This is a genomic window from Caulobacter sp. Root343, assembly GCF_001425745.1.
In the GTDB taxonomy this organism is placed as follows: Bacteria; Pseudomonadota; Alphaproteobacteria; order Caulobacterales; family Caulobacteraceae; genus Caulobacter.
This window is the reverse complement of record NZ_LMDF01000007.1, coordinates 114,384-137,579: the sequence shown is the minus strand read 5'-3', so window position 1 is coordinate 137,579 and position 23,196 is coordinate 114,384. Positions and strand designations below refer to the sequence as shown.

The window sequence follows — 23,196 nt, the reverse complement described above, 5'->3', positions numbered from 1 at the left end:
TCCTGGTCTATCCGGGGGATGCTTGGGAAATGGCGCGAGGCGGGCCCGCGCAAAGTCCGTCGATGTAAAAGTCGAGATGCCTATGGGCGAGCGCACGCTCCTCACCCGACGGCAACCCCACCGCCAATGGCCGCGCGAAGCGGATCAGGGCGAACACGATGTCGCGCTCGGAGAGATCGCTGCGGAGCGGGCCGTCCCGGACGGCGCGGCTGACGAGGGTCCGCATGAGCCTCACGGCCCGGGCGTGAAGATCGGGCCAGTCTCGCCGCTCCAGGAGCGGGTGAATGATGTTCACCGCCCCGATCCCGTTATCGAGCGCCACGTGCATATATTGGCGGAGCGCATCGACGCCGTCGGGAACCGTCTCGACCAGGTCCTCTCCTGCACCGATGGTCCTTTCCAGCACGTGACGGACGGCAGCGTGGAGAAGCGACTGCTGGTCTGGGAAGTGCCTGTAGAGGGTTCCGATCCCGACGCCCGCCCGTTCGGCGACGGCGTCCCTGGCGGGCTCGCCGCCGACTTCCAGAACGAGCTCGACGGCGACCTCGATAAGCCGTTGTCGGTTTTTTTCCGCATCGGCCCGCATCGCCCAGCCCCCGCCCCATCCCAGACGATCGACCGACGCGGGCATTAATCGGAGCATATTCCTCCGTTTAATGCGATGTCAAGGTGACGCCGGCGCTGGCGCCGACCTCAGTCGCGGCTCGCCGCCTTCCGGGCGAGAGGACCGCTCCGGATAGTGTCGATCAGGGCGCGGAGCGGCGGCGCCATTCTCCGTTGCGCCGGATAGCAGAGATAGTAGCCCGGGAAGGGCGCGGACCAGGCCTCGAGCAGCGGAACGAGATTCCCCTGGAGGATGTGGGGCGCGATCAGCTGTTGGCTGGCGAAGGCGACGCCGACCCCGTCGACCGCGGCTTTCACCCCAAAGTCCTTCAGGTTGGAGATCAAGGGACCGTCGACGGCGATCTCGAACCACTTGCCGTTCTCCATGAACTCCCACTTGTAGGGCGCGGTCTGTCCAGGCCAGCGCCAGCCGATACAGCGATGGGCGAGCAGGTCGCGCGGATGGGTCGGCGTCCCGTGACGGGCGAGATAGTCGGGCGAAGCGACGGCCGTCTGGCGAAGGTCCGGGCCGAGTTTCACCGCGATGAGATCCTTGTCGATGACCTCTCCAAGTCGGATGGCGACGTCATATCGCCCGGCGACTATGTCCACCACGGCGTCGTCGAGGGTGATATCCAGGATCACGTGCGGAAAGGCGTCGTTAAAAGCGCGCAGGATCGGCGTGAGATAGAGATCCGCCGCCGCCCGGAAGCAATGCATGCGCACGATGCCGGCCAGGTCGGCTCGGCGCTCGCGGGTTTCGCCCAGCGCCTCCGCCAACGCCTCGACGGCAGGCTGCACCCGATCGAACAGCTTGGCGCCCGCCTCGGTGAGGGAGACGCTGCGGGTCGTCCGGTTGAACAGGCTGACCCCGACCTGCTCCTCAAGCGCGCGAACCGTCTGGCTGAGCGCCGAGGAGGAAACGCCGAGGCTCTCGGCCGCGCGGCTGAAGCTCAGCGAGCCGGCGACCGCCACGAAGGCGCGGAGCTGGTTGAAATCACCAGCGGACAGAAGGGGCGTGTCCATGGTCGTCTGCGATTGGTTAGGTCAGCTTACAAGGCTGGTTAGCGGGCGCCGACTAAACATCGACGGGCCTTTCTTTAAACCGAGCGAGACGCTGGATTTGAAGGAAACCGCAATGACGCCGTTGAACGCTTCGTCGAAGGACAACGTAGGCGGGTTGATCGCCTTGGCGCAAATCTACTTCGACGCCTCCTACGAGCTGGACGCCGGCAAGTTCGCGACCATCTTCAGTCCGACCGCCTCCATAACCCGGAGAGGCGACGACGACAGTGTGCTGGTCACCGCCCTATCCGCTTGGCTCGACGCGGTCGGAGGCATGACCTCGCCGCGGGACGCTGGCGTCGCACGCGTTGACGAGATTCTCGCCATCGCGATCACCCGCGACATGGCCATGCTCAAGCTCCGTTTGCGGATGCCGTCACGTGAAGTCACCGACCTGCTGTCGTGCTTCAACCTTAGCGGACGCTGGCAGATCGTTCAGAAGGTGTTCGCTGCGGAGGCCTTGGACTGAGCGGACGGTCATCGCCCGTGTCGAACGTCCACAACGGGTAACCGTTGGATTCGGGCCTCGCTCGGCAGCCCTCCAGGACGCGATCAGCTATCACGCCTGCTGCGACCAAGCGAAGCCGATCTTGAACGCCTTCCCGGCCAATCCTTTGGGACCGGCCTTCCCGAAATCGGTTCAGCAACCATCGCGCGCGGCGGCGACGGCATTGTCCTTCACGACTACGGTGCGTCCATAGCAGCCGAGTTCGCTGTCCTCGAACCGAAAGCGTTGAACCGACGTCCCAGAAGCGTTCTGGAAGCGCCGGGCCGTGCGGTTGAACTGGCCGCGAGCCGTGGGTGTGACGCGATTGCTCAGCGAGCGGAACCGAATACGACCGTCCGAAGAAACCTCGCGCTCGGTCCGGGCCAAGGTCAGGTCGACGTCCGCCGTCTGGTCGGTTCCCTCGGGCGTGGCCGTTTCCCGGGTGACGGTGTTCAGCGGATAGCTGGCGGTTTCCAGACGCTTCACGGTCCCGGATGCATCGGTGCGCCGGGTAAGAATGCGCATACGCGTCGATTGCCGCACGCGCCCGATCTGGACCTTGTCGTTGGAGACATAGTCCTGGCGGTTGGAAAACGACATGGCGTAGCGCACCGCTGTGACCACTTCGCCATGTGAGGTCTGGAGAACGCCCGCCACCTCCCCGTCCTGCGCTCGGCGCGTGACGATCCGGCCATTCAGGCCCTGCTGGTCCGTCCGGACCCGGCGCGCCTCCGTTTTCTCCCGTGCCGCCCCCAGTGTATTGCGCAGCAGGCGTCCAGAGGTCGATGCCGCTCGCTCGTCGCGCCAGGCCAGCAGGGTGGCGGTGACCAGATAGTAGTTGCGCACGCCGGGAACGGCGACCTCGATCCGATGCGGCAGCCCATCATTCATGAGCCCGGCGAATGGCGTCAGGTCGACCCGCGAGGGCGTGAAATTCAAGGTCTCCGGGGCGGGGACGGGAAACCACAGGTACGGGTTGATCCCGCCTGTGAAGACCCACGGAAACAGGGCGGCCAAGCCGGCGCGCTGGCCGTCGACGAAGACCTCGACCTGTCGGAAGGCCCCTCCCCCACAGCGACCTTCCTTTTCGGAAGCCAGGGCGTCGGGAACGCAGTCGTACCAGAACTCGTCGTCGGCCTGGCCCTGGGCGATAACGTCGAGGACCAGGCGCTCGACATTGGTCGGCAGCACCACGGACCGAGCCAAGCGGTCTTGATCCTTGGAAAGTTTGGCCAGCCCGTCGGAGATCGGCTGCACGATCTGCGGTGCGGTCGAAACCGGCGCACCGGTGGAAGCTGGGTAGAACAGCAGGCACGCGCTCGCTGTCAGGCGTCCGGTGTAGGTCTCGTTGACGATGTTGGCGATCAGCACCTCGCCGGCGCCCGGACGCGCCAACAAGGCGGCGTAGTCGGTAACGTCGCGCTCCACATGCCAGGCCGGCGCGATCGCGCGGCGCGGCTCCATCGTAGTGCCGTAATAGAGGTTCACGCCGCCCAGGTGGATGATGGCGGTGCGGTCGAACTGCCGACCGGCGGTCACGTCGAAATCGGCCTCCAGCACGACCTTGGCCCAGGGGCCGGGACAATCCGCGGGCGGCGCATAGGAGAAGGCGACCGGCTCGACGCCCTCGAACTGCCGCGGCGCGAACAATGGCGCGACGCAAGGCCGGCCCGGCGGCCGTGCAACGCGCGGCTCGACTTCGGCGATGGTGTTGACGCCTGGCGCGGGACGCGGAGGCCTGACGACGCCGGCGAGGACGGGGCCTTGCGCCCGAGCGGCGGCCATGGGCGCGACGAGGCCAAGCGCGATGGCGAGGACGGAGAGCAGGGATCGATGACGCGTCACGGAGGGCACTCTGAAAGGGGGCTAGAAATCCAGGCTGAAGGCGAGCTGCAGGTTGCGCCCCAGCGGATCGTAGGTTCCGGTGTAGGTGTTCGGATTGTTGGTCGTGCCGTCCACGAAGGTCGACGGAACGACCGGGGGTGTGAGGTCGAACAGATTGTTGGCCACGAGGCGGACCGTCAGGCCGGGTCGCAACCGCAGCGAAGCCCCAAGATCGAAATAGTCGTAGGCCTCGATCCGGCTGAACGGTCGGTAGGCGTAGGGCGTCGCGCCCTCGCTGACCGCCGGATCGGCGCTGTTGGCCGACAGTCGCGTCGGGCCGATATGACGCCAGACCAGGGACACCACCACCTCGCGCCAGGGCGAGCGCCAGGTCGCGACGAAGTTGTGACGCCAGAGCGGCTGCGGCGCGTAGCAATGGGGCGGGCCGAAATAGCCGGCGCAGTTGCGCAGTGGGTCGTCCGGCGCGCTCTTGCCCCCCGTCTTGATCAACCGCACGCCCGTCAGGCTCAGGTCGAGCCGCCCTAGATCGCCCAACTGAACATCGTAGCCGGCCTGGACATCCACCCCTTCGTTGACCAGCAACGAGGTGTTCTGGGCGCCGGCGGCGATGTAGCCGCCCGTGGCCCGATCCCCGAACAGGGCGCCGGTGTCGACGGCGCGATGCACGAAACGGCAGTAGTAGTCCGCGCCCTTGCCCAGGCAGTTCTGCAGCACGCTGTCGGCCAGGATCGGCCCGATATAGCCCTTCACCACGATGCGATAGTAGTCAGCCGAGAGGCTCAGCCCCGCTAGGGCGTGCGGTGTGTAGACCAGGCCGATCGTCCGGGTTCTGGCATTCTCGGGACGAAGGCCAACGTTCCCGTTGCCGCCGTAGGTCTGGCACAGCTGGTCTGGACAGTCCGGAATTCGCCCGTACTGCGCCGCGGTCACGCCCGTGCGCTGGCAGGCCTTGAGCGGCGCGGCTGGCGAGGGACCCGAGCAGGGATCCGACAGGCTGACCACGCCGTAGGTCGAACCCGTGTAGAGTTCCGAGATGTTGGGCGCGCGCGCGGCCCGGTTGAAGCTGGCCCGCGCCAACCAATCCCGCGTCGGCTGGTACTGCAGTTCGTACTTCCAGGTCGGCAGAAGGCCTTCGCCAGTGTTGTACTTCGAATAGCGGACGCCGGCGGTGACCTCCAGGCGCTCGATCCCGGGCCGCCCCTCGGTGATCGGCGCCTGCAGTTCGCCATAGGCCTCGTAGACCGATTGACGTCCCCGCAGCGGCGGGCTCAGCCGCTCGAACGCCAGCGCCTCGGCGTCGATCTTCTGCTTGAGGGAGTCGGCTCGATATTCGGCGCCGAGCGCCACGGCCAGGCCGCGAGCGCTCCAGGGGCTTTTCACGCCGTAGCTCGTCAGGTCCCCTGACAGGTTGGCGATCAGATCGGTCTGACCGTAATGGTTGGCCCATACGTAGTCGCGATAGGCGTAGGCGAAGAAGCGCGGATCCAAGGCGTTCGGGCGGAAGATGTTGGCCGGGACGCAGGCGAGGTCCGTTCCCGCGAGCTTGGCGGCGCAGGTCGGAACACCGCCGACCAGCACGACGTCCAGAGCGTTGGCGAGCCGGTCGGGGTCAATCTCGTTGCTGTCGGATAGCGAACTGAACACCGTCGAGCGGACCGCGCTCAGGTCATAGCGCCAATGCTCCAGCGCCTCGCCGCGCACCCCCAAGCTGATCCGGTAGTCCTGATTGATCGCCTCGGCGCGCAGCGGTCGGTCGCCGAGACCGCTCATGATGGCCGTGTACTGGGTCGAGACCCGTTGATCGGTTCCGGCCGCCGCGCCGCAGAGCAGTGCGCCTTGGCTGGTCGACAGGAACGGGTTGCGGCAGCTGATCTGGAAGCCGCCCGCTGGAACGTCGGCGGCGTTGATGTACGGGTAGAACTGGCTGTAGGTCGCGTCCTTCATGGTGAGCAGGCCGGCGTGCAGTTCCGCCGTTTCGGCGACCTTGAAATTGACGAACACCCCGGCCGATCGTCGCTCGTCCGACCGCATGAAGTTGAAGGTCTCGCGCGTATTGGCGGCATAGGGGGCGCCATCCTCGCCAGGCGCGAAGGCGCCATCGGCGGCGGCGTAGAAGACCCGCCCGGCCGAAGGGCCGGTGGTCGGCTGGAATCGGCCGTAGTGGGTGTAGAGCGTGCTGACAGCGCAGGACGGCGCGCTGGTGTCCTCAGTCGCGACGATCCGGCAGGCGGAGAAGTCACGATCCTTCCACCGCACGGGATCCTGACCGCGATAGGCGACGAACGCGAGGATGTCGCCGCGTCCGCCGGCGAAGCGCGTTCCGGCTGCGATGGTCAGGTCCTTGCGCACGCCGTCGGTCACGCGCCGCGGCGGACTCTTCACGCTGGGAAAGCCGGCGGTCACGCCTCGAATGGCGATGTCGTCGTTGGTGTGCTGATAGACGCTGTAGCCGCCGTCGATCCGGACCCCGTCCAGGTCCCGGTCCAGCATGACGTTGACGACCCCGGCCACCGCGTCCGAGCCATAGGTGGTCGAGGCCCCGCCGGTGAGGACGTCGATCCTGCGAACCAGGGCGGTCGGAATGATGTTCAGGTCGACCGCTTGGACGGGCGCAAGACGCTCGCCGTCCAACAGGATCAGCGTCCTCTGGTGGCCCAGATTGCGCAGGTTGATCTGAGCCCGCCCGTCGGCGTCCGATCCGTTGGTGAACTGGGTCGTGTCGGCTCGCGCCTCGGGCAGGCGGTTGAGCGCCTCCTCCAGATTGAGAACGCCGCCCAGCCTCAAGCTCACCTGGGAAAGCGTCGTGACCGGCGCCGCGGCCGTCGTGTTGGCGCGGCGGATACGGGTGCCTGTCACCACCAGTTCGTCGAGCGAAGCCGGCCCGGCGGTATCGGGAAGCGGGGGCCGCGGCGGCGCGAGGACGGCCCCAGGCGTCGGCGCCGGCTTGGTCTCCAAGGTGAGCGCGTAGACCCCAGGTCCGATCTGCCGTGCACGCAGGCCGGTGCCCTTCAAAAGGCGCTCCAGGCCATCGGCGACGTCGAAGGCGCCGTCCAGGGCGTTGGTCCGCCTGCCCCGCGCGGCGGCGGCCGCCAGCAGCAATTGGACGTCCGCCTGACGGGCGAACTCCGCAACGGCTGGCCCGGCGGCCTGGGCTTTGATCCGGAAGGTCTTTTGGGCCGCCGCGGCGGGCTGGGCCATGGCCAAAACCATGGTCATCACAACCGCGCTCCGTCGGCGTCCGCGCGATGACCGTGATCGAGGAAGAAGCGCCAAGGCTAAGACGCGCGCCTCCCGCCCAGGACAATCTCGTCGCCGTGAACCTCGACCTCGACTCCTAGACTGGCGCCGACCGCCGCCGCGAAGGCCTCCGGACCGCCGGTATTGAAGACGCCGTAGAAGCGTTCGTCCGCGATCCTGGGATCGCCGATGACCAGCTTGCGGTCGTTGTAGCGGTTGAAGTCGGCGACCGCCTCGCGCAGGGTTTCGCCCGCCAGGTCGATCTTGCCGTAGCGCCACTCCAGCTTGCGATCGACGGCGGCTGGCGCAGCTGTCGCGCGCAGGCCGATGGCGTCCGCGACGAAGGCGCCCTGCCCGGCCTTCAGACGCGCGGGCGCGCTGGACGCGCCCTCCGCCCAGACCTCGACGACGCCCTCGGTGACCAGTACCTCGGCGCCGTCGGGCCGCCGCCGCACCGAGAACGCCGTGCCGACCGCGCGCACGCGCACCGCGCCGGCCTCGACCACAAAGGGCCGCTGGACGTCGCGCGCGACCTGGAACCAGGCCTCGCCCGACCGTAAGCGAACGGTGCGCTGCTCGCTCTGGAAGGCCACATCGACCTCGGAAGCTGTGTTGACGGCGACGGTCGAACCATCCTTCAGCGGCACGCGACGAACCTCGCCGACGCGCGTGCTGAAGCGATCCTCACGCAGGATCAGGACGCCGACACCCGCCATCGACGCGGCCAGGGCGACCCCCGCCCCGGCCAGCCAGGCCCGGCGCGACGTCGATCGCGCTTGCCGGGCGACCGGGCCCGTCGTGGTTTCCCGCGCCCGCTCCAAAAGCGTCCAGACCGCTTCGGCCTTCAACAGGGCGCCTTGACGGCGCACGTCTCCCGCGAGCCAGGCTTCGAGCCCGGCTTCCAATTCGGCCGTGCGACCGTCACGATCGCGCCGCCAGACCCATCGGGCGGCTTCCGCCTCGATATCCTCAGCCCTTTCGCGATCGATCATTCGTCTTTCTCATCCGGTCGCCGCGCACCTCGGCGCCCTCTGCTTCAAGCGCGCGCATGATCAGGCGCATGCCCTTGACCGCCTCGTTCTCGACGGCGCTCTCGCTGATACCAAGTCGCCGGGCGATTTCACGTTGCGGCACGCCCAGGACCTTTCGAAGTTCGAATACCCGCCGGCAACGCTCCGGCAAAGCTTGGATCAGAGCCCGCACCCGGGACAGCTCGCGACGCGCGGCCGTGGCCTGCTCGGGCGAGGGCTCATCTGAACAGACGGACAGCGCCTCGATTTCCGTAACTGTTTCGATGCGCACCACCTTGGCGCGCCGCATTTTGTCCGTGAGCAGGTTGCGGACGACCTGGAAGAAATAACCGTCGGGGCTCTCGATCTGGTCGATGCTGCGCAGCCCCACCAGCTTGGCGTAGGCTTCCTGCATCAGGTCGTCGATCTCGTCGGGCGGCACGCGCGAACGCCGCAGCCAGGCGCGCACGCCCGCCTCGTGCGGCATGATCTCCTCGGCGACCCATTGGACGATACGCTCGCGTTCGGACGACACGGGGGCGAAGACTCTCGGCGGAAACGTCCGTTAGGGACGGCGCGAGGCGGTCACAAGTCAAGAACGCGATCACCGCTCGACAGTGATTTGTCGTGAAAATCATATATTTTCGTCAACTGCTCAAGGAACGCCGTTGCGCGTCCGTCTTGACCCTTAGGGACGCTGGGAATTCACCCGCGCCCAGAGGGGTTCATCAAGATGGTTGGCAAATCTGGTCGCTTCAAAGCGGGGCTCATGGCGTCCATCGCCGTATCGGCCCTGGCCTGCTCTCAGGCCGCCCAAGCTCGGCAGACCGAGGCTTCAACCACCGCCGCCGACAAGGCCTCGACCGTCGACACGGTCGTCGTGACCGGCACGCGCATCCGCCGGCCGAACGCCCAGTCGGCCGCGCCGATCGTTACCATGGACAAGCAGGAGCTGCAGTTCCAGGGCGTGATGAACATCGAGGACGCCCTCAACCGCCTGCCGCAGGTCCGCGCGGACAACAACCAGTTCGGCGCGGGCTTCGACAACGGCGGCCAGGCCAAGGTGAACCTGCGTCGGCTGGGCAACCAGCGCACGCTTGTGCTGCTGGATGGCGAGCGGCTGCTGCCCGTCCAGGCGATCGACCTCAACATCGTGCCGGTGGCCCTGATCTCGCGCGTCGACGTCCTGTCGGGCGGCGCTTCCTCGACCTACGGCTCGGACGCCGTGGCGGGCGTGGTGAACTTCGTGCTGAACAAGAAGTTCGACGGCGTGCAGGTCAACGCCTCCTACAGCTTCTTCCAGCACACCAATGACGACATGGCGGTTCGCGGGTTGATCTCGCAATATCCGAACTTCCCCGTGCCGGCCCAACACGTCACCGACGGCGGCCGCTGGGACATCAACTTCGCCGCGGGCAAGAACTTCGCCGACGGCGCCGGCAACATCAGCATCTTCGCCGACTACCGCGAACAGAACCCGGTCAAATGGGGCGCGCGCGACTATTCGGCCTGTCGCATCGCGGCCAGCACCACGGCTCTGTCGTGCTCCTCCAACACCCAGTACACCCCCTACGGCCGCCTCGACATCAGCAGCGGCCAGAACGCCGGCAGCGGCTACTACATCAACAAGAACGGGACCCAGAGCTTCGTCTCGACCGCTAACGCCGCCGACTACGCCAGCAACACCCGCAAGGACTGGAACTTCATCCGCGCCGACAAGCGGTTCACCGGCGGCCTGTTCGCCAACTACCGCTTCAACGACGCCGTCGAGGCCTACGCCAATCTCTTGGTGATGCGCGACGTCTCGATCGAGCAGCAGTCCGGCGCCTACGGCCAGTCTCTCAGCATCAACTGCAACAATCCGTTCATGTCGGCGAGCCAGGCCCAGAGCCTGTGCGGCGCGGCAGCGGGCAGCGCCAGCCTGGTCAATGCCGACTACTATCTGCTGCAGGAAGGTCCCGGCAGCATCCCGGTCCAGAACCGCATCGTGAACCAGGACTACCGCCTCAGCGCCGGGCTGAAGGGCGACCTGTTCGACGGCTGGCACTACGACGTCAACTTCATCGGCTCGCGCGTCGAGAACACGCTGTCCGACCGCAACGAGATCAACGGCGATCGCTTCGCCCGCACGGTGAACGTCGTCAATGTCAACGGGACGCCGACCTGCCAATCGGTGGTGGACAAAACCGACACCAATTGCGTCGCGGCCAACATCTTCCAGGCCAACAAGATCGACCCCAAGGTCTATCCCTACGCCTATGACAACTATCGCTGGACCAACGTCGTCGAGCAGCGGGACGTCACGATCAACCTCGCCGGCGATCTCGGCCAATACGGGATCAAGAGCCCGTGGGCCAGCGAAGGTGTGGCCATCGCCGTGGGCGGGGAGTACCGCCGCGAGAGCCTGAAGGTCCTGGCCGATGCAGCTACCGTCGCCTACGAGGGCTGGTTCAGCACCACGAGCGGCCACTACGGCGTCAAGGAGTTGTACGGCGAAGCCCAGTTGCCGATCGCCAACGACCTGCCCCTGGTTAAGAGCCTGGTGTTCAACACCGGCCTGCGGGCGTCCAAGTACGACAACCAGAAGAAGGAACTCTACACGTCGAAGGTCGAGGGCCTCTATCGCCCGGTCCGCGATCTGCTGGTGCGGTTCAGCTACAACTCGGCCGCGCGCGCTCCCAACATTTCCGAACTCTATTCGCCGCGGAACTTCAGCTACAACGGCACGGACCCGTGTTCGTCGAGCTCGCTTAGCCTATCCGGCGCGGCGACGGCGGCCCAGTGCGCCAACACCGGCGTGACGGCCGCGCAGTACGCCGCAAAGTCGATCCCCGACTGCGGACCGCAAGGCTGCCGCCGCTATGCCGGCGGCGGCAATATCAACCTGCAACCGGAGAAGGCGATCACCCAGACCCTGGGCCTCGTCTACACGCCCTCGGCCGTGCCGGGGCTGTTGTTCTCGATCGACCACGTCGACATCAAGATCAAGGACTTCATCGGCTATATCGACGCCAACGTGGCCCTGTCGAACTGCCTGACCACGGGCCTTCCGTACTACTGCCGTTTCGTCAAGCGCGACCCGACCACCGGGCGTCTCGATGGGACCTCGACGACCACCGGCTTCATCTCGGGCGGCACCGAGAACACCAACATTCTCAACTACAAGGCCGACGATGTTCAGGTCAGCTACAACTTCGGCATCGGCGACCTCGGCCGGATGGACCTGAACATGATCGGCACGCTGATGCTGCGTAGCATGGGGCAGGACTCGCCGACCACGCCGGCCTCGGACTGCGCGGGCTACTACGGCGCGCCGACCTGCTACGCCCCGGCGCCGAAATGGGCTCACAACATGCGAGCTACTTGGAGCACGCCGTGGCGCAACAGCACCCTGTCGCTGAACTGGCGCTATATCGGCTCCACCAAGCTGACGGCCAACAGCGCCGACAACGCCATCAATGGCGGCGGCGGCTCGCAGGGCTACAAGATCCTGACCAAGATGAAGGCCTACAGCTACTTCGACCTGGCCGCGTCGGTGATGGTGGTCAAGGACATGACCGCGCGGATCGCGATCACCAACCTGCTCGACAAGTCGCCGCCGGTGGTCCCCTCGACCTTCGTCGACGGCACCACCAACAACCCCAACACCTATACCGGTCTCTACGACCCGCTCGGCCGGGCGGTGAACGTCAGCCTGCAATACAACTTCTGACCCGCGCGGACCGCGCCGTCTCACGACGGCGCGGTCTTTCGCACCGGGCTAGCGGCCCGCGACGGTGATTACGTCCAGTTCCGCGAATACGACCTGCGTCTCACCGCCCGCAGTCCGCGTCACCTCCAGCCGCAGATAGCGTCCCTGTCGATGGGCGAACGTCACGCGCTGGGGCGCCAGGCTGGCGGCGACATTGGCGAACTCGCCTTCGCCCGTCGGAGTCCAGGCGACACCATCAAGGCTAGTCGCGACCCGATAGCCTGACGGCGCGCCAGCGCCCTGCGTCCGGTCCCAGGCCGGCGTCAGGATGAAACCGCCTAGTGATCTGGCCTTTCCGAGATCGAGCGTCACCGCGCAGGGCGCCGGCGCTCGCCAGGCCGAGCCGCGCTCGTCGTCGATCAGGGCCTCGGCGCCGGGCGCGCTGGCCTGCGCGATACGCCAGTCGGACTTGCGCACGTCGAAGACCCTTCGCGCCGGCGCACTGGTCACGCCGCTGGCCGGCTCGACCGCCACTGCCCTCACCTCCCCGCCCTCAGGCAGGGCGAAGGGCTCGGTGAAGCGTGTGGCGGCCCGGGTCGGCGCCGCGCCGTCCACGGTGTAGCGCAGCTCCAGCCCCGGCGCGTCGCCGACGATCGTCACCATACCCTGCCGGTCGCGTTGGATGGCCGGCGGATCCACCAGGACAGGTTGGCGGAAGAGGCTGATCTCGCTGATCGCGGGCCCGGCCGGCGCGTCCAGCACCCGCAGGCGTAGCTTGGCGGTCGTCAGCGGAGCGGCCAGGCGCACCAGCCGCTGGGCGCCGATCCCCTGGTGACGGGCGATCTCGCGCCAGCCGCCGTCCCAGACGTCCAGCGCGAACGCCGTGACCCGAAGGCCCAGCGGCAGATGTTCGCGCAGCCGCACCACATCGAAGGTCCGTGCTTCAGGCAGGGTGAGGACCAGTTCCGGCGACACGGCGCCGTCGTCACAGGCCCAATAGGTGTCTCGGGAGGCGTCCAGCACGTTCGCCGCGGCGTGACCGGCCCGCGCGCTACTGGCCTGGGCGCGAGCGCCGTCGGCCAGGTCGCGGGCGAACAGGGCGCGCCGCGCCTTGCCCCACGCCGTCAGGGCCGCCACGTCCTCTTCCGGGATGCGGCCGCGCCGATCAGGCGGCAGGTTGAGCAGCAGGTTGGTCCCACGCCCGACAGACTCGAAATAGATCTTCTGCAGCCGCCCGGCGGACTTCACCTCGGCGTCCTCATAGGCATGCCAGAACCAGCCGGGGCGGATCGAGACGTCGACCTCGGCCGGCCACCAGACCGAACCACCCCGTACGCCGCTCATGCCCTTGGCTTCGGTGTAAGGCCCGTCGTCCATGGTCGCCCAGCACGGATCACCGGCGAAGCCGCGCTCGTTGCCGACCCAGCGCAGATCCGCTCCCTTGGGGTCGAAGGTCACGGCCATCGGTTGTAGCTCATGGACGAAGGCGACCATCGACGGCCAGTCGTAGTAGTTGGGCCCGATCTTCCGCACCTCGCGCGCGCCGCCATAATAGCCGTCGCCGCCATTAGCCCCGTCGAACCAGACCTCAAACAGCGGCCCGTATTGCGTCAGCAGCTCGCGCAGCTGATTGCGGTAGTAGGTGACATATTCGGGCCGGCCGTAGTCGGCGTGATTGCGATCCCAAGGCGACAGGTAGAGGCCGAATTTCAGCCCGCCGCGCGCGCAGGCCTCGGACAGTTCCCGGACGATGTCGCCTTTGCCGTCCTTGTAGGGGCTGTTCTTGATGCTGTGCTCGGTGAAGCGGCTGGGCCACAGGCAGAAGCCGTCGTGATGCTTGGCCGTCAGGATCAGCGCCTTCAGCCCGCCCGCCTTGGCGGCCGCCACGATCTGGTCGGCGCTGAAGTCGGTCGGATTGAACAGGGCCGGCGACTCGTCGCCATAGCCCCACTCGCGATCGGTGAAGGTGTTGATCGAGAAATGGACGAAACCGTAGGTCTCGAGCCCGTGCCAAGCCAGTTGCCGCGCTGACGGGGTCGCCCCGTAGGGCGTCAAGTCGCCGGCCGTGCGGGCCATGGCTGGGAAGGCCGAGACGGCGACGCCGGCCAGCAGCAGGCGGCGGGACAGGTGCAGTTCGGGGCGCATCAACAGGTTCCGGTCAGTAAGAAGCGGAAGAAGGAACGGGATCGGGGATCAGCCGGCGGCGGTGCGATCTCATGCGAACTTCGGCGCCGAGGGCGGACGCGAAGACCGCGCCGCGCCAAACGCCGGGTTCGGCCGCGCGCCCATCCGGAACATCAACCGCCCCCCCTTGGCCAACTCGTCGTGGCCGATCCAGCACCGGTCATGCGGCGCGCCGTTCCAGGTCACCGACTGGATGTAGAAGCGATCCGGCGCGACGTTCTTGGCCTCGATCACCAGTCGGCGGCCCTCGCCCATCGCGATCTCGGCGCGCGGGAACAGCGGCGAGCCGAAGACATAGGCGCCCATGACCGGATCGACGGGATAGAGGCCCAGGGCGCTCATCACGTACCAGGCGCTCATCTGGCCGCAGTCCTCGTTGCCCGACAGGCCATCCGGCTTGGCCTGATACTGGCTCTTCAGCAGCATCCGCACCTGGGCCTGGGTTTTATGGTGCGCGCCGCAATAGGCGTAGAGGTAGGCCACGTGGTGGCAGGGCTCGTTGCCGTGCGCGTATTGGCCGACCAGGCCCGCGATGTCGGGCGGCGAGCCCGGCGGCATCTCCGAACTGGCCGTGAACAGCCCGTCGAGCTTGGCCTCGAAGCCCTTCTCGCCACCGAACAGCTCCATGTAGCCATACAGGTCATGCTGGGTCAGGAACGTCGCCTGCCAGGCATTCGCCTCCGTGAAGTCGCGCCACTTGTCCATGTGGCCGATGGCGCGCGGCTCGAACGGCGTCACCCAGGAGCCGTCGCCGTTGCGCGGCCGCATGAACCGGGTCTCGGCGTCGAACTGGTGGCGATAGTTGCGCGAGCGGGCCAGCAGGGCCTTGGCGTCGTCGTGGGCGCCGGCCGCGGCGGCGAGATGCGCCATGGCCCAGTCGTCATAGGCGTATTCCAGCGTGCGGCTGGCGCCCTCCATCACCTCGTCGACCGGGATGAAGCCCAGGCGTTTGTACCAATCCAGGCCCAACACATCGTCGTCGAAGGCGCGCTTGCGGAACGCCTTCCAGGTGCGGACCGGATCCAGGCCGCCCAGCCCCTTGGCCTGGGCCTCGGCCAGGACGACGGCGGCGTGCCAGCCGTTCATGGTGCCGGTCTCGATCCCCTGCAGCGGCCAGACCGAAGGTCCCTTGGGGCTCTCCTCGGCCATCGGCACGAGGCCGGCGACCACATCGGCCGCCCGGGCCGGTTGGGCCAGGGTCAGCAGCGGGTGCAGGGTCCGGTAGGTGTCCCACAGGGAATAGGTGCTGTAGTTCCGGCGACCAGCCGGAACCTTGTGGTCCTTCTGGTTCATGCCGCGATAACGGCCATCGACGTCGCTGAACAGGGTCGGCGCCAGCAGGCTGTGATAGAGGCCGGTATAGAAGATCTTCGCGTCGGTCTCGGACGCACCATCGATCCGGACCGACGACAGCGCCTTCTCCCAGGTCTCGCGGGCCGAGCGGCGCGCGCCATCGAAGTCCCAGCCCGGCGCTTCTGCTTCCAGATTGGCCAGGGCGCCCTCGATGTCGACGCCCGACAGGCCGACCTTGACCAGCAACGGCGCCGCGCCGGCGTCAGGGTAGCGCAGCACGCACTTGAGGTTCTCGCCCTTGGCCTCGCGCGCGTCCGCCGACAGCGGCTGGTCGGCGGCGTATAGCTGAGCATCCTTGAACGGCCGCGACAGCTTCAGCGCGAAATAGATCCATCGTCCCGGCGCCCACTGGAACACCCGCCGCGCCCCGACCAGGGTGTCGTCGCCGACCAGGCGCAGGACTGCATTCTTGACCCGGGTCTCCGGCGACTTCTCCCACCAGTCCTTCTGGCCGTGCTGCAGGTCTATGAGCAGATGGCCCGGCTCGCCCTTGGGAAAGGTGTAGCGGTGCAGGCCAACCCGCTCGGTCACGGTCAGCTCGGCGTCGATGCGCGTGTCGGTCAGGCGTACTCGGTAGTAGCCTGGCGAGGCATGCTCGCTGGCGCGGTCATAGCGCGAGCGATAGCCGTCGTCGGGCTTGCCGGGCTCGCCCGGCGTCAGCAGCACCGGCCCGGTGGCCGGCACGACCAGAACGTCCAGCAGGTCGGCGCAGCCCGTTCCACTGAGATGGGTGTGCGAAAAGCCCATGATCGAGCCGTCCTGCTGATGATAGCCAGAGCAGGAATCCCAACCGTTGTTGCTGGTGTCCGGGCTCAGCTGCACCATGCCGAATGGCAGGGTGGCGCCCGGATAGGTGTGGCCGTGGCCGCCCGTGCCGATGAACGGATCGACGAAGTCACACAACGCCCGGCGCGGCGCAGCGGCGGCCGGCGCGGCGGCGGCGAGGCAGGCCAGTCCCCCTCCGGCCATCAGGCCGCGGCGATCGATGGCGGGAACTTGGGTCATGCGGTCGTTTCCAGGGGGCGGGCCAGCAGGGCGGGACGGTGTTCGGTGATCTCGACGATCAGCTCGCCGAACAGGGTGTTGGCCCAGGCGAACCAGTCGCGGGTGAACTTGGTCGGGTCGTCCTTGTGGAAGGCTTCGTGCATGAAGCCCGTGCTGGCGTGCGTGGCCTTCAGAAGCCTCAAGCTGGCCAGGACGGTCGCGTCGTCGCCATCGGCCAGGGCGTTCAGCGCCCGCATGATGATCGACATCGGCCAGATCAGATCCAGGCCGGCGTGCGGGCCGCCGATCCCCTCGGCCGCCGTTCCCTTGAAAAAGTACGGATTGCGTGCGCTCCAAGCCAAGCGGGCGGTACGCTTGAAGACCGGATCGTCGTGCGGGACGCAGCCCAGATAGGCCAGGCTCATCAGGCCCGGCGCATTGGCGTCGTCCATGAAGAGGGCGTTGCCGTAGCCGTCGACCTCGAAGGCCCAGACCGGCTGTCCGTCGGCATCGCGGGTCAGGCCGTGGGCCCGCAGCGCCGCCGCGACCTCGTCGGCGAAGGCCGCGCAATCGGCGGCGAAGACCGGATCGTTCATCACCTCGCGCGCCAGCTCCGCCAGCTGCCTCAGGCTGGCCGCGGCGAACAGGTTGGACGGGATAAGGAACGGATAGACGCAGGCGTCGTCAGACGGCCGGAACATCGAGTGGATCAGGCCGACCTTGCGGGTCGGCGCGCCCTTGCCTTCCAGCATCAGGGTCTCGGTCGCCAGGGTGCTGGGCCGCTGGAAGCTGTAGGGTCCCGGACCGGTCTTGCGCTGCTGCTCGCGGAAGGTGCGCACGACGACGGCCATGGCTTCGCGCCATTCCGCGTCGAACGGGGCGGCGTCGTGCGTGGCGCGCCAGTAGCCGTGCGCCAGGCGGATCGGATAGCAGAGGCTGTCGATCTCCCACTTCCGCTCACCCACGCCGGGCCGCATGTCGGTGACGTCCTGCTGCGACCACTTCAGGTTCGTCCGCGCCGTCGGATCGCGCATATAGGCGTTGGCGTAGGGGTCGATCAGGATGCAGCGGGCCTGGCGGCCGATCACGCCACGAAACAGGGTCCGCAGCTCCGGCGCCTTGGCGGCCAATGGCAGATAGGGCCAGACCTGGGCCGAGGAGTCCCGCAGCCACATGCAGTCGATGTCGCCGGTGATCACGAAGGCGTCGGGCCTGTCGCCGGCCTCGCCGAGGAAGACGGTGGTGTCGAGGGTGTTGGGGAAACAGTTCTCGAACAGCCAGGCCAGTTCGGGATCGGCGACCTTGGCCTTCACCTGCTTGATCAGGCCCTCGACGGCGGGACTGACGAAGCGCCGCGCCTCGGGCGGCGGACGGCGCGAGACGAACGGCGCGGCGACGGCGGGCGTCGCGGCCAGGGCGGCGGCAGCGCCCGCCAGCAGGGCCTGACGGCGGGAAAGACGGATGCTCATCGCGGAAGCTCCTGCCGGCCCTCGATCGTGAAGCTGACCTCGTGGCCCGGCGCCTGGCCCGGTTGCCCGCCGCCAACGAACAGCGTGTAGCGTCCCGGGACCACGGCGCGCTCTCCGTTGCGCGCGACCTGCGAGAGATCGCGTGGCGACAGGGCGAACCGGACCTTGCGTCGCTCGCCGGGCTTCAGCGTCACCCGGTCGAAGCCGACCAGGGTCCGGAGCAGGAGCCGGTCGGCCTGCTGCCCTCGATAGTCGGCCGGCTTGGGCGGGATCAGATAGGCCTGGGCGACCTCGTCTCCGGCCCGGCCGCCGACATTGGCCACCTCGGCCTCCACCACCAGCGCGTCACCGGCCTTCAGCGTGGCCGTCGAGAGGCTCGGCGCACCGTAGTCGAAGCGGGTGTAGCTGAGGCCATGACCGAACCCGTAGGTCGGCTCGCCGGCGAAGTAGCGGTAGGTGCGCCCCTTCATGGCGTATTCGACAAGCGGCGGCAGGTCGCGCGCCGACCGGTAGAAGGTCACCGGCAGGCGGCCGGACGGATTGTTCAGCCCCGCCAGCGTCTCAGCCAGCGCCACCCCGCCGGCTTGTCCCGGATACCAGGCGGCCAGGATGGCGTCGGCGTGAGTCTTGGCCCAATCCAGCTCGACCGCGCCGCCGGACGTCAACACCACGACTAACGGCTTTCCGGTCGCGGCCAGCGCCTCCAGCAGCCGGCGCTGCGGCGCGGGCAGAGCGATGTCGGTGCGGTCGCCGCCGTCGAAGCCCGGCACGGCGATCTGCAGCGCCTCGCCCTCGACATCCGGAGACAGACCGACCACGGCCACGACCACGTCGGCCTGGCTGGCGGCCTTGACCGCCTCGGCCAGCTGGGACGCGGCGGGGGCGCGCCATTGCAAACGCAAGCCCTGGTCCTCGCCGGTGTGCGACAGCTCCAGGCGGATGCGGCGCGGGCGGGCGTCGGGGAAGTTCAGCACCGCCTCCACCGCCTTGCCGGAGCCGTTATCGTCGACCACCAGCTTGTCGTCGACCCAGAGGCGCACCGGATCATGGCCCTTGCAGTCGAAACAGCGGGCGACGCCCACGACCAGGGCGTATTCGCCCGGGCCGGGCGGAACCAGCGCGCCGGTCCAGCGCACGCCGTAGCGGGTCGGATCCAGGCCCGGCGCCGGGGCCGTGCGATCCCAATCGAAATTAACGACACGGTCGGTCCGGATGGCCCGCGGCGCGCCGGTGAAGGCGGGATCGTCGAAATAGGACCCGGTCAGTCCCTGAGCAGCGTCGACGCCTACGCCCGTGCGTAGGGCGGTCTCCGGCACGGCGACCGGCACGCCTTCCGCGACGGCCGAGCCCTGAGCATAGTGGATGTTTCCCTTGCCCCATTGGGCGCGCAGTCCCTGCAGCGGCGTCACCGGATCGACGGCCGTGCCGTGGTAGTTGGCCTCCAGCACCTCCAAGGCGTCGGCGTCCGGGCCGATCACCGCGATCCTCGTTGTCGAGGCCAGCGGCAGGCGGTTCTTGTCGTTCTTCAGCAGCACGATCGACTTGCGCGCCGCCTCCAACGCCAAGGCGCGATGGGCCGGCGCATTCACCGCGTCCCCGCCCAGGTTCGCGTAAGGATTGGCGGGATCGGGCGACAGCAGCGCGCCCAGCGCCGCGCGGGCCTCGAACACCCGGGCCACGGCGCGATCGACCACGGCCTCGTCGAGATCGCCTCGACGCACTGCAGCCGGCAACTGGGCGTAAGCGTTCCCGCAGTTCAGATCATCGCCGGCGACCAGGGCCGCGGCGGCCGAGCCGGCGTTGTCCGGGCGGAAGTAGTGGAACTGGGTCATGTCGTCGACCGCGTCGCAGTCCGAGACGACGAAGCCCTTGAACCCCCAGTCCCGGCGCAAGGTCTGCTCCAGCAGCAACGGAGAAGCGCAGGCCGGGAAACCATGGATGGCGTTGTAGGCGCACATCACCGACCGCGCTTGCCCCTCGACCACTGCTTGGCGGAAAGCCGGCAGGTAGGTGGCCTCCAGGTCCTGGGGCGAGACATCGACGTCGAAGCCGTGCCGCCCCGCCTCGGGTCCGGAGTGCACCGCGAAGTGCTTGGGCGTGGCGATGGCGCGCGGATGATCGGGATCGGGCCCCTGGACGCCGCGCACGAAGGCCGCGGCCAGCGTCCCTGTCAGATGCGGGTCCTCGCCGTAGGTCTCTTGCCCCCTCCCCCAGCGCGGGTCGCGGTAGATGTTGATGTTGGGCGACCAGATGGTCAGGCCTTCATAGCGGCCCGGATCGCGATAGCGGACGCCATTGAACTTGGCCCGCGCCTCGACCGAAACCGCTTCGCCAATCTTGCCTAGCAGAGCCTCGTCCCAGGTTGCGGCCAGGCCGATGGCCTGCGGAAACACCGTGGCCGGCCCATTGCGGGCCAAGCCATGCAGGCCCTCGCTCCACCACTCGTAACCTCGGATCCCCAGATGCGGAACCGGCGGCGCGGCGCTTTGCAACTGAGCGGCCTTCTCCTCCAGAGTCAGGCGGGAGACCAGGGCCGAGGGGGCCTCGGTGGCCTGGGCTCCGGTGGCGAACAGCAGGATGGACGCCGTAAGAAGTTTGGAACGCAGCATCATCGGGGTCCTAAGGCGTCGTCGGCTTTGTGGCGCCGTAGAGGCTGCGCAGGGTCAGAGCCCGCTTCAGCTTGTCCAGCGAAGCCTTGGAGGTCACCCGAATGGTGATCGCCTCGCCTGGCGGCAGATCGAAGGCGTTGTCCGCCGGCGTCGCGTCCAGGTCGCCGAAGTCCAGCCAGACGGCGCGAGCCAGCTTGGCGGCCTTGACGGTCACCGCGTAGCCGTCCGCCGTCTTCGACCACACGGTCGACAAGCGTGGATCCGGCAAGGCCATCGCCTTGGCCGGAACCTGGGTGACCACGCCGCGCGAGATCGTCTTGCCGTCCTCGATCAGCTCGAATACCGCGAACGTCCGGGCCGGATCGGCGCCCTTGAACAGCGTCGTGTCCGACAGGCTAGCCACCTGCGTCGCCGCCAGGGGCTTGAGCTCTGCGTCGGAAGTGCCGTCCGACAGCACCTTGCCGTCAACGTCCATCACCCGCACGCGCCAGCGGACCGGCGCGGCGGTCGTGCGATCGGACAGCAAGGTGACGGTCGTCGCGCCCTTGTCGTGGACGGCCGCCATCGCGACAGGCGCGTAGAAACGGCGAGCGTGATACTGCAGCGCCTTCCAGCGGCCATAGTAGTCGAGGCTGGACCACGACGCCCCGGGCCAGACGTCGTTGAGCTGCCAGTACAGCGAGCCCATGGTCTGAGGCCGCGAGGACCGGTGGTGCAGCGCCGCAAGCTCGATGCCCTCGGCCTGCATCACCTGACTCAGATAGACGAAGTCCTCGAAGGTCTTCGGCTCGCCGTAGTTGCGGCGGATGTAGAACAGGATCCGGTCGTTGCCCTCGCCCTTGGCGTACTTCTGGTGGGCGCGCATGACGGTGGAATTGACCGACATGTCCCGCGGCTTGATAGCGGTCTTCAGGGTCCGCATCTCCGGCTGCGACTGCAGGCCGTATTCGGACATGAAGCGCGGCGTGACGTGCAGGTATTCCTCGACCGGCAGCGAGCCGCCCCAGACGCTCCAGTAGTGGCGGTCGCCGTCGGTCAGCAGGTCGGCGCCGCCGTCATAGTCCGTGCTGGGCGAGCCAGCCCAGTAGGGCGTGTCGGGGTCGTTCTCGGCGACCGCGCCGCGCAGCACCTGGCCGAACAGGGTGGTCATGCCGACGACGATCCGCTCGCGCTCCTCGGGCGGAATGGCGGTCTTGAAGGCGACACGGTCGCCCCAGTTCTCCCAGCCGGTCTGCACCTCGTTGTTACCGCTCCACAGGACGATGCTGGGATGGTCGCCCAGGCGCTTGACCTGCTCGACGGCCTCGACCCGCGTGTTCTCGCGGAACGCCACGTCGTAGGGCGGGATGGCCCCGCCGAACATGAAGTCCTGCCAGATCATCAGGCCCAGTTCGTCGGCCATCGCGTAGAAGGCGTCGCTCTGATAATGCCCGCCGCCCCACATGCGCAGCATGTTCATGTTGGCGTCGCGGGCCGAGGTCAGGATCGCCCGCATTTTCTCGTCCGACACTCGCGGCGAGAAGCTGTCGAACGGGATCAGGTTGGCCCCCTTGGCGAAGACCGGCACGCCGTTGATGACGAACGCCATGCTCTTGCCCCAGGCGTCGGCCTCCCGACGCAGCTCGACCGTGCGCAGTCCCGACCGGCGCTCGGCCTTGGCCAGGACCGCGCCGTCCAGGGTGACGGAGGCGTTGAAGCGGTAGAGGTCCTGGCGGCCGTAACCCGCCGGCCACCACAGCTTGGGCGCGGCGATCGGCACAGACACGGAGACGCGGTTGAGTCCCGGCGCCAGGGTCACCGTTTGGCGGACCGCCGGCAGCGCGGCGCCGTCCGGCGTCGTCGGCGTGACGGCCAGCTCGACCGTGCGCGTGCCGTCGGACTCGATCTCGAACTCGGCGGAAAGCCGGGCATGGTCGGCGGTCACCTGATCCTGACGGATGCGGAAGCCGTCGATCCGCGCCTCGTCCCAGGCCTCCAGCCGCACCTCGCGCCAGATCCCTTCGGTGACGTAGCGCGGCCCCCAGTCCCAGCCGTAGTGGTAGGGGGACTTTCTGACATAGGTGGAGGTGTGCTTGGCCGCCGGTTCGTCGCCGAACGCGGAGTCATAGGCGCCGGGCAGCACGTAGGGCTGCTTGAGGATGTCCGGCTGCAGCTTCTTGATCGGCGACTTGAAGGTGACGGCGATCTCGTTGGCGCCAGGCTTCAGCACCGCCTTGACCGGCACGCGCCATCGGCGATGCTGGTTGTCGGCCGACAGCAGCTTGACCCCGTTGACCGACACTTCGGCGAAGGTGTCCAGACCGTCGAAGACCAGATCGACATGGTCGCGGGCCAGCAGGGCCGCGTCGGCGTCCAGCGTGCGCCGGTACTGCCAGTCGGCCAGACCGATCCACTGCAGTTGCGCCTCGTTGGCGTCCGCGAACGGATCGGGGATACGACCGGCGGCCAGCAGGTCGGTCTGCACTACGCCCGGGACCGTCGCCGGCCGCCATTGCAGCTCGGCCGCGTGGGCTTCGGCCGCGGCGTCGGCCGGATCGAGGCGGAAGCTCCAACCCTGGTTCAGGCTCCGCGTCTCGACGGGCCCGGCCATGGCGGCGGTGGCCAAGGTCGCGAGGGCGGCGGCGGAAAGCAGCGCGGATCGGAGCATGGTCTTCACCAG

At 67.9% G+C, this 23,196-nt stretch carries 13 protein-coding genes; 2 read left to right on the top strand and 11 right to left on the bottom strand.

What is annotated here, in order from left to right; translation table 11 throughout:
* Window positions 1-7: 7 nt before the first annotated feature.
* Together ASC70_RS13315 and ASC70_RS13310 are read right to left on the bottom strand one after the other, a co-directional pair.
* Window positions 8-631, bottom strand: coding sequence for a TetR/AcrR family transcriptional regulator (locus tag ASC70_RS13315; RefSeq protein WP_056050813.1), 624 nt, complete (start codon window positions 629-631; stop codon window positions 8-10).
* Between the two features lie 62 nt (window positions 632-693).
* Window positions 694-1,629 carry a LysR family transcriptional regulator gene (locus tag ASC70_RS13310; RefSeq protein WP_056050810.1) on the bottom strand — a complete coding sequence of 312 codons (936 nt, stop codon included), beginning with the start codon at window positions 1,627-1,629 and terminating at the stop codon, window positions 694-696.
* On the opposite strand from ASC70_RS13310, the gene ASC70_RS13305 reads away from it, so the two are divergent.
* The gene (locus tag ASC70_RS13305; RefSeq protein WP_056050807.1) at window positions 1,628-2,137 is read left to right on the top strand and encodes a nuclear transport factor 2 family protein; all 510 of its coding nucleotides are present in this window, start codon (window positions 1,628-1,630) and stop codon (window positions 2,135-2,137) included. The genes ASC70_RS13310 and ASC70_RS13305 overlap by 2 nt on opposite strands.
* Window positions 2,138-2,308: 171 nt before the next feature.
* On the opposite strand, the gene ASC70_RS13300 is transcribed toward ASC70_RS13305, so the two are convergent.
* Genes ASC70_RS13300 through ASC70_RS13285 form a run of 4 tightly spaced genes read right to left on the bottom strand, consistent with a single transcriptional unit; the run spans window position 2,309 to window position 8,782 of the window.
* Window positions 2,309-4,000 (bottom strand): peptide-N4-asparagine amidase, encoded by a 1,692-nt coding sequence (locus tag ASC70_RS13300; protein ID WP_156396202.1) that lies wholly within the window; start codon window positions 3,998-4,000, stop codon window positions 2,309-2,311.
* A 21-nt stretch (window positions 4,001-4,021) separates the two neighbouring features.
* Window positions 4,022-7,216 (bottom strand): TonB-dependent receptor, encoded by a 3,195-nt coding sequence (locus ASC70_RS13295; protein ID WP_056050803.1) that lies wholly within the window; start codon window positions 7,214-7,216, stop codon window positions 4,022-4,024.
* Between the two features lie 59 nt (window positions 7,217-7,275).
* Entirely contained in the window at window positions 7,276-8,229 is a 954-nt protein-coding gene (locus ASC70_RS13290; RefSeq protein ID WP_056050802.1) for a FecR family protein, read from the bottom strand.
* Window positions 8,207-8,782 (bottom strand): RNA polymerase sigma factor, encoded by a 576-nt coding sequence (locus tag ASC70_RS13285; protein ID WP_056050800.1) that lies wholly within the window; start codon window positions 8,780-8,782, stop codon window positions 8,207-8,209. Before ASC70_RS13285 ends, ASC70_RS13290 begins: the two co-directional genes overlap by 23 nt.
* A 234-nt stretch (window positions 8,783-9,016) precedes the next feature.
* Here ASC70_RS13285 and ASC70_RS13280 point away from each other — a divergent pair, with 234 nt between their 5' ends.
* Complete coding sequence (locus tag ASC70_RS13280) at window positions 9,017-11,959, top strand: TonB-dependent receptor domain-containing protein (protein ID WP_056050798.1); 2,943 nt, start codon at window positions 9,017-9,019, stop codon at window positions 11,957-11,959.
* A 48-nt stretch (window positions 11,960-12,007) separates the two neighbouring features.
* Here ASC70_RS13280 and ASC70_RS13275 read toward each other — a convergent pair whose 3' ends face one another.
* The 5 genes from ASC70_RS13275 to ASC70_RS13255 form a co-directional block, all read right to left on the bottom strand.
* Window positions 12,008-14,083: an alpha-L-fucosidase gene (locus tag ASC70_RS13275; protein ID WP_056050796.1), complete on the bottom strand. Its 2,076-nt coding sequence runs from the start codon at window positions 14,081-14,083 to the stop codon at window positions 12,008-12,010.
* A 69-nt stretch (window positions 14,084-14,152) separates the two neighbouring features.
* The gene (locus ASC70_RS13270) at window positions 14,153-16,480 is read right to left on the bottom strand and encodes a GH92 family glycosyl hydrolase (RefSeq protein ID WP_235519383.1); all 2,328 of its coding nucleotides are present in this window, start codon (window positions 16,478-16,480) and stop codon (window positions 14,153-14,155) included.
* The gene (locus ASC70_RS13265) at window positions 16,477-17,928 is read right to left on the bottom strand and encodes a glycoside hydrolase family 125 protein (protein ID WP_056050794.1); all 1,452 of its coding nucleotides are present in this window, start codon (window positions 17,926-17,928) and stop codon (window positions 16,477-16,479) included. The genes ASC70_RS13270 and ASC70_RS13265 overlap by 4 nt, the downstream gene beginning before the upstream one ends.
* The gene (locus tag ASC70_RS13260) at window positions 17,925-20,537 is read right to left on the bottom strand and encodes a glycoside hydrolase family 3 protein (RefSeq protein ID WP_200939219.1); all 2,613 of its coding nucleotides are present in this window, start codon (window positions 20,535-20,537) and stop codon (window positions 17,925-17,927) included. The genes ASC70_RS13265 and ASC70_RS13260 overlap by 4 nt, the downstream gene beginning before the upstream one ends.
* A gap of 10 nt (window positions 20,538-20,547) precedes the next feature.
* Complete coding sequence (locus ASC70_RS13255; RefSeq protein WP_056050789.1) at window positions 20,548-23,184, bottom strand: glycoside hydrolase family 2 protein; 2,637 nt, start codon at window positions 23,182-23,184, stop codon at window positions 20,548-20,550.
* Window positions 23,185-23,196 lie beyond the last annotated feature (12 nt).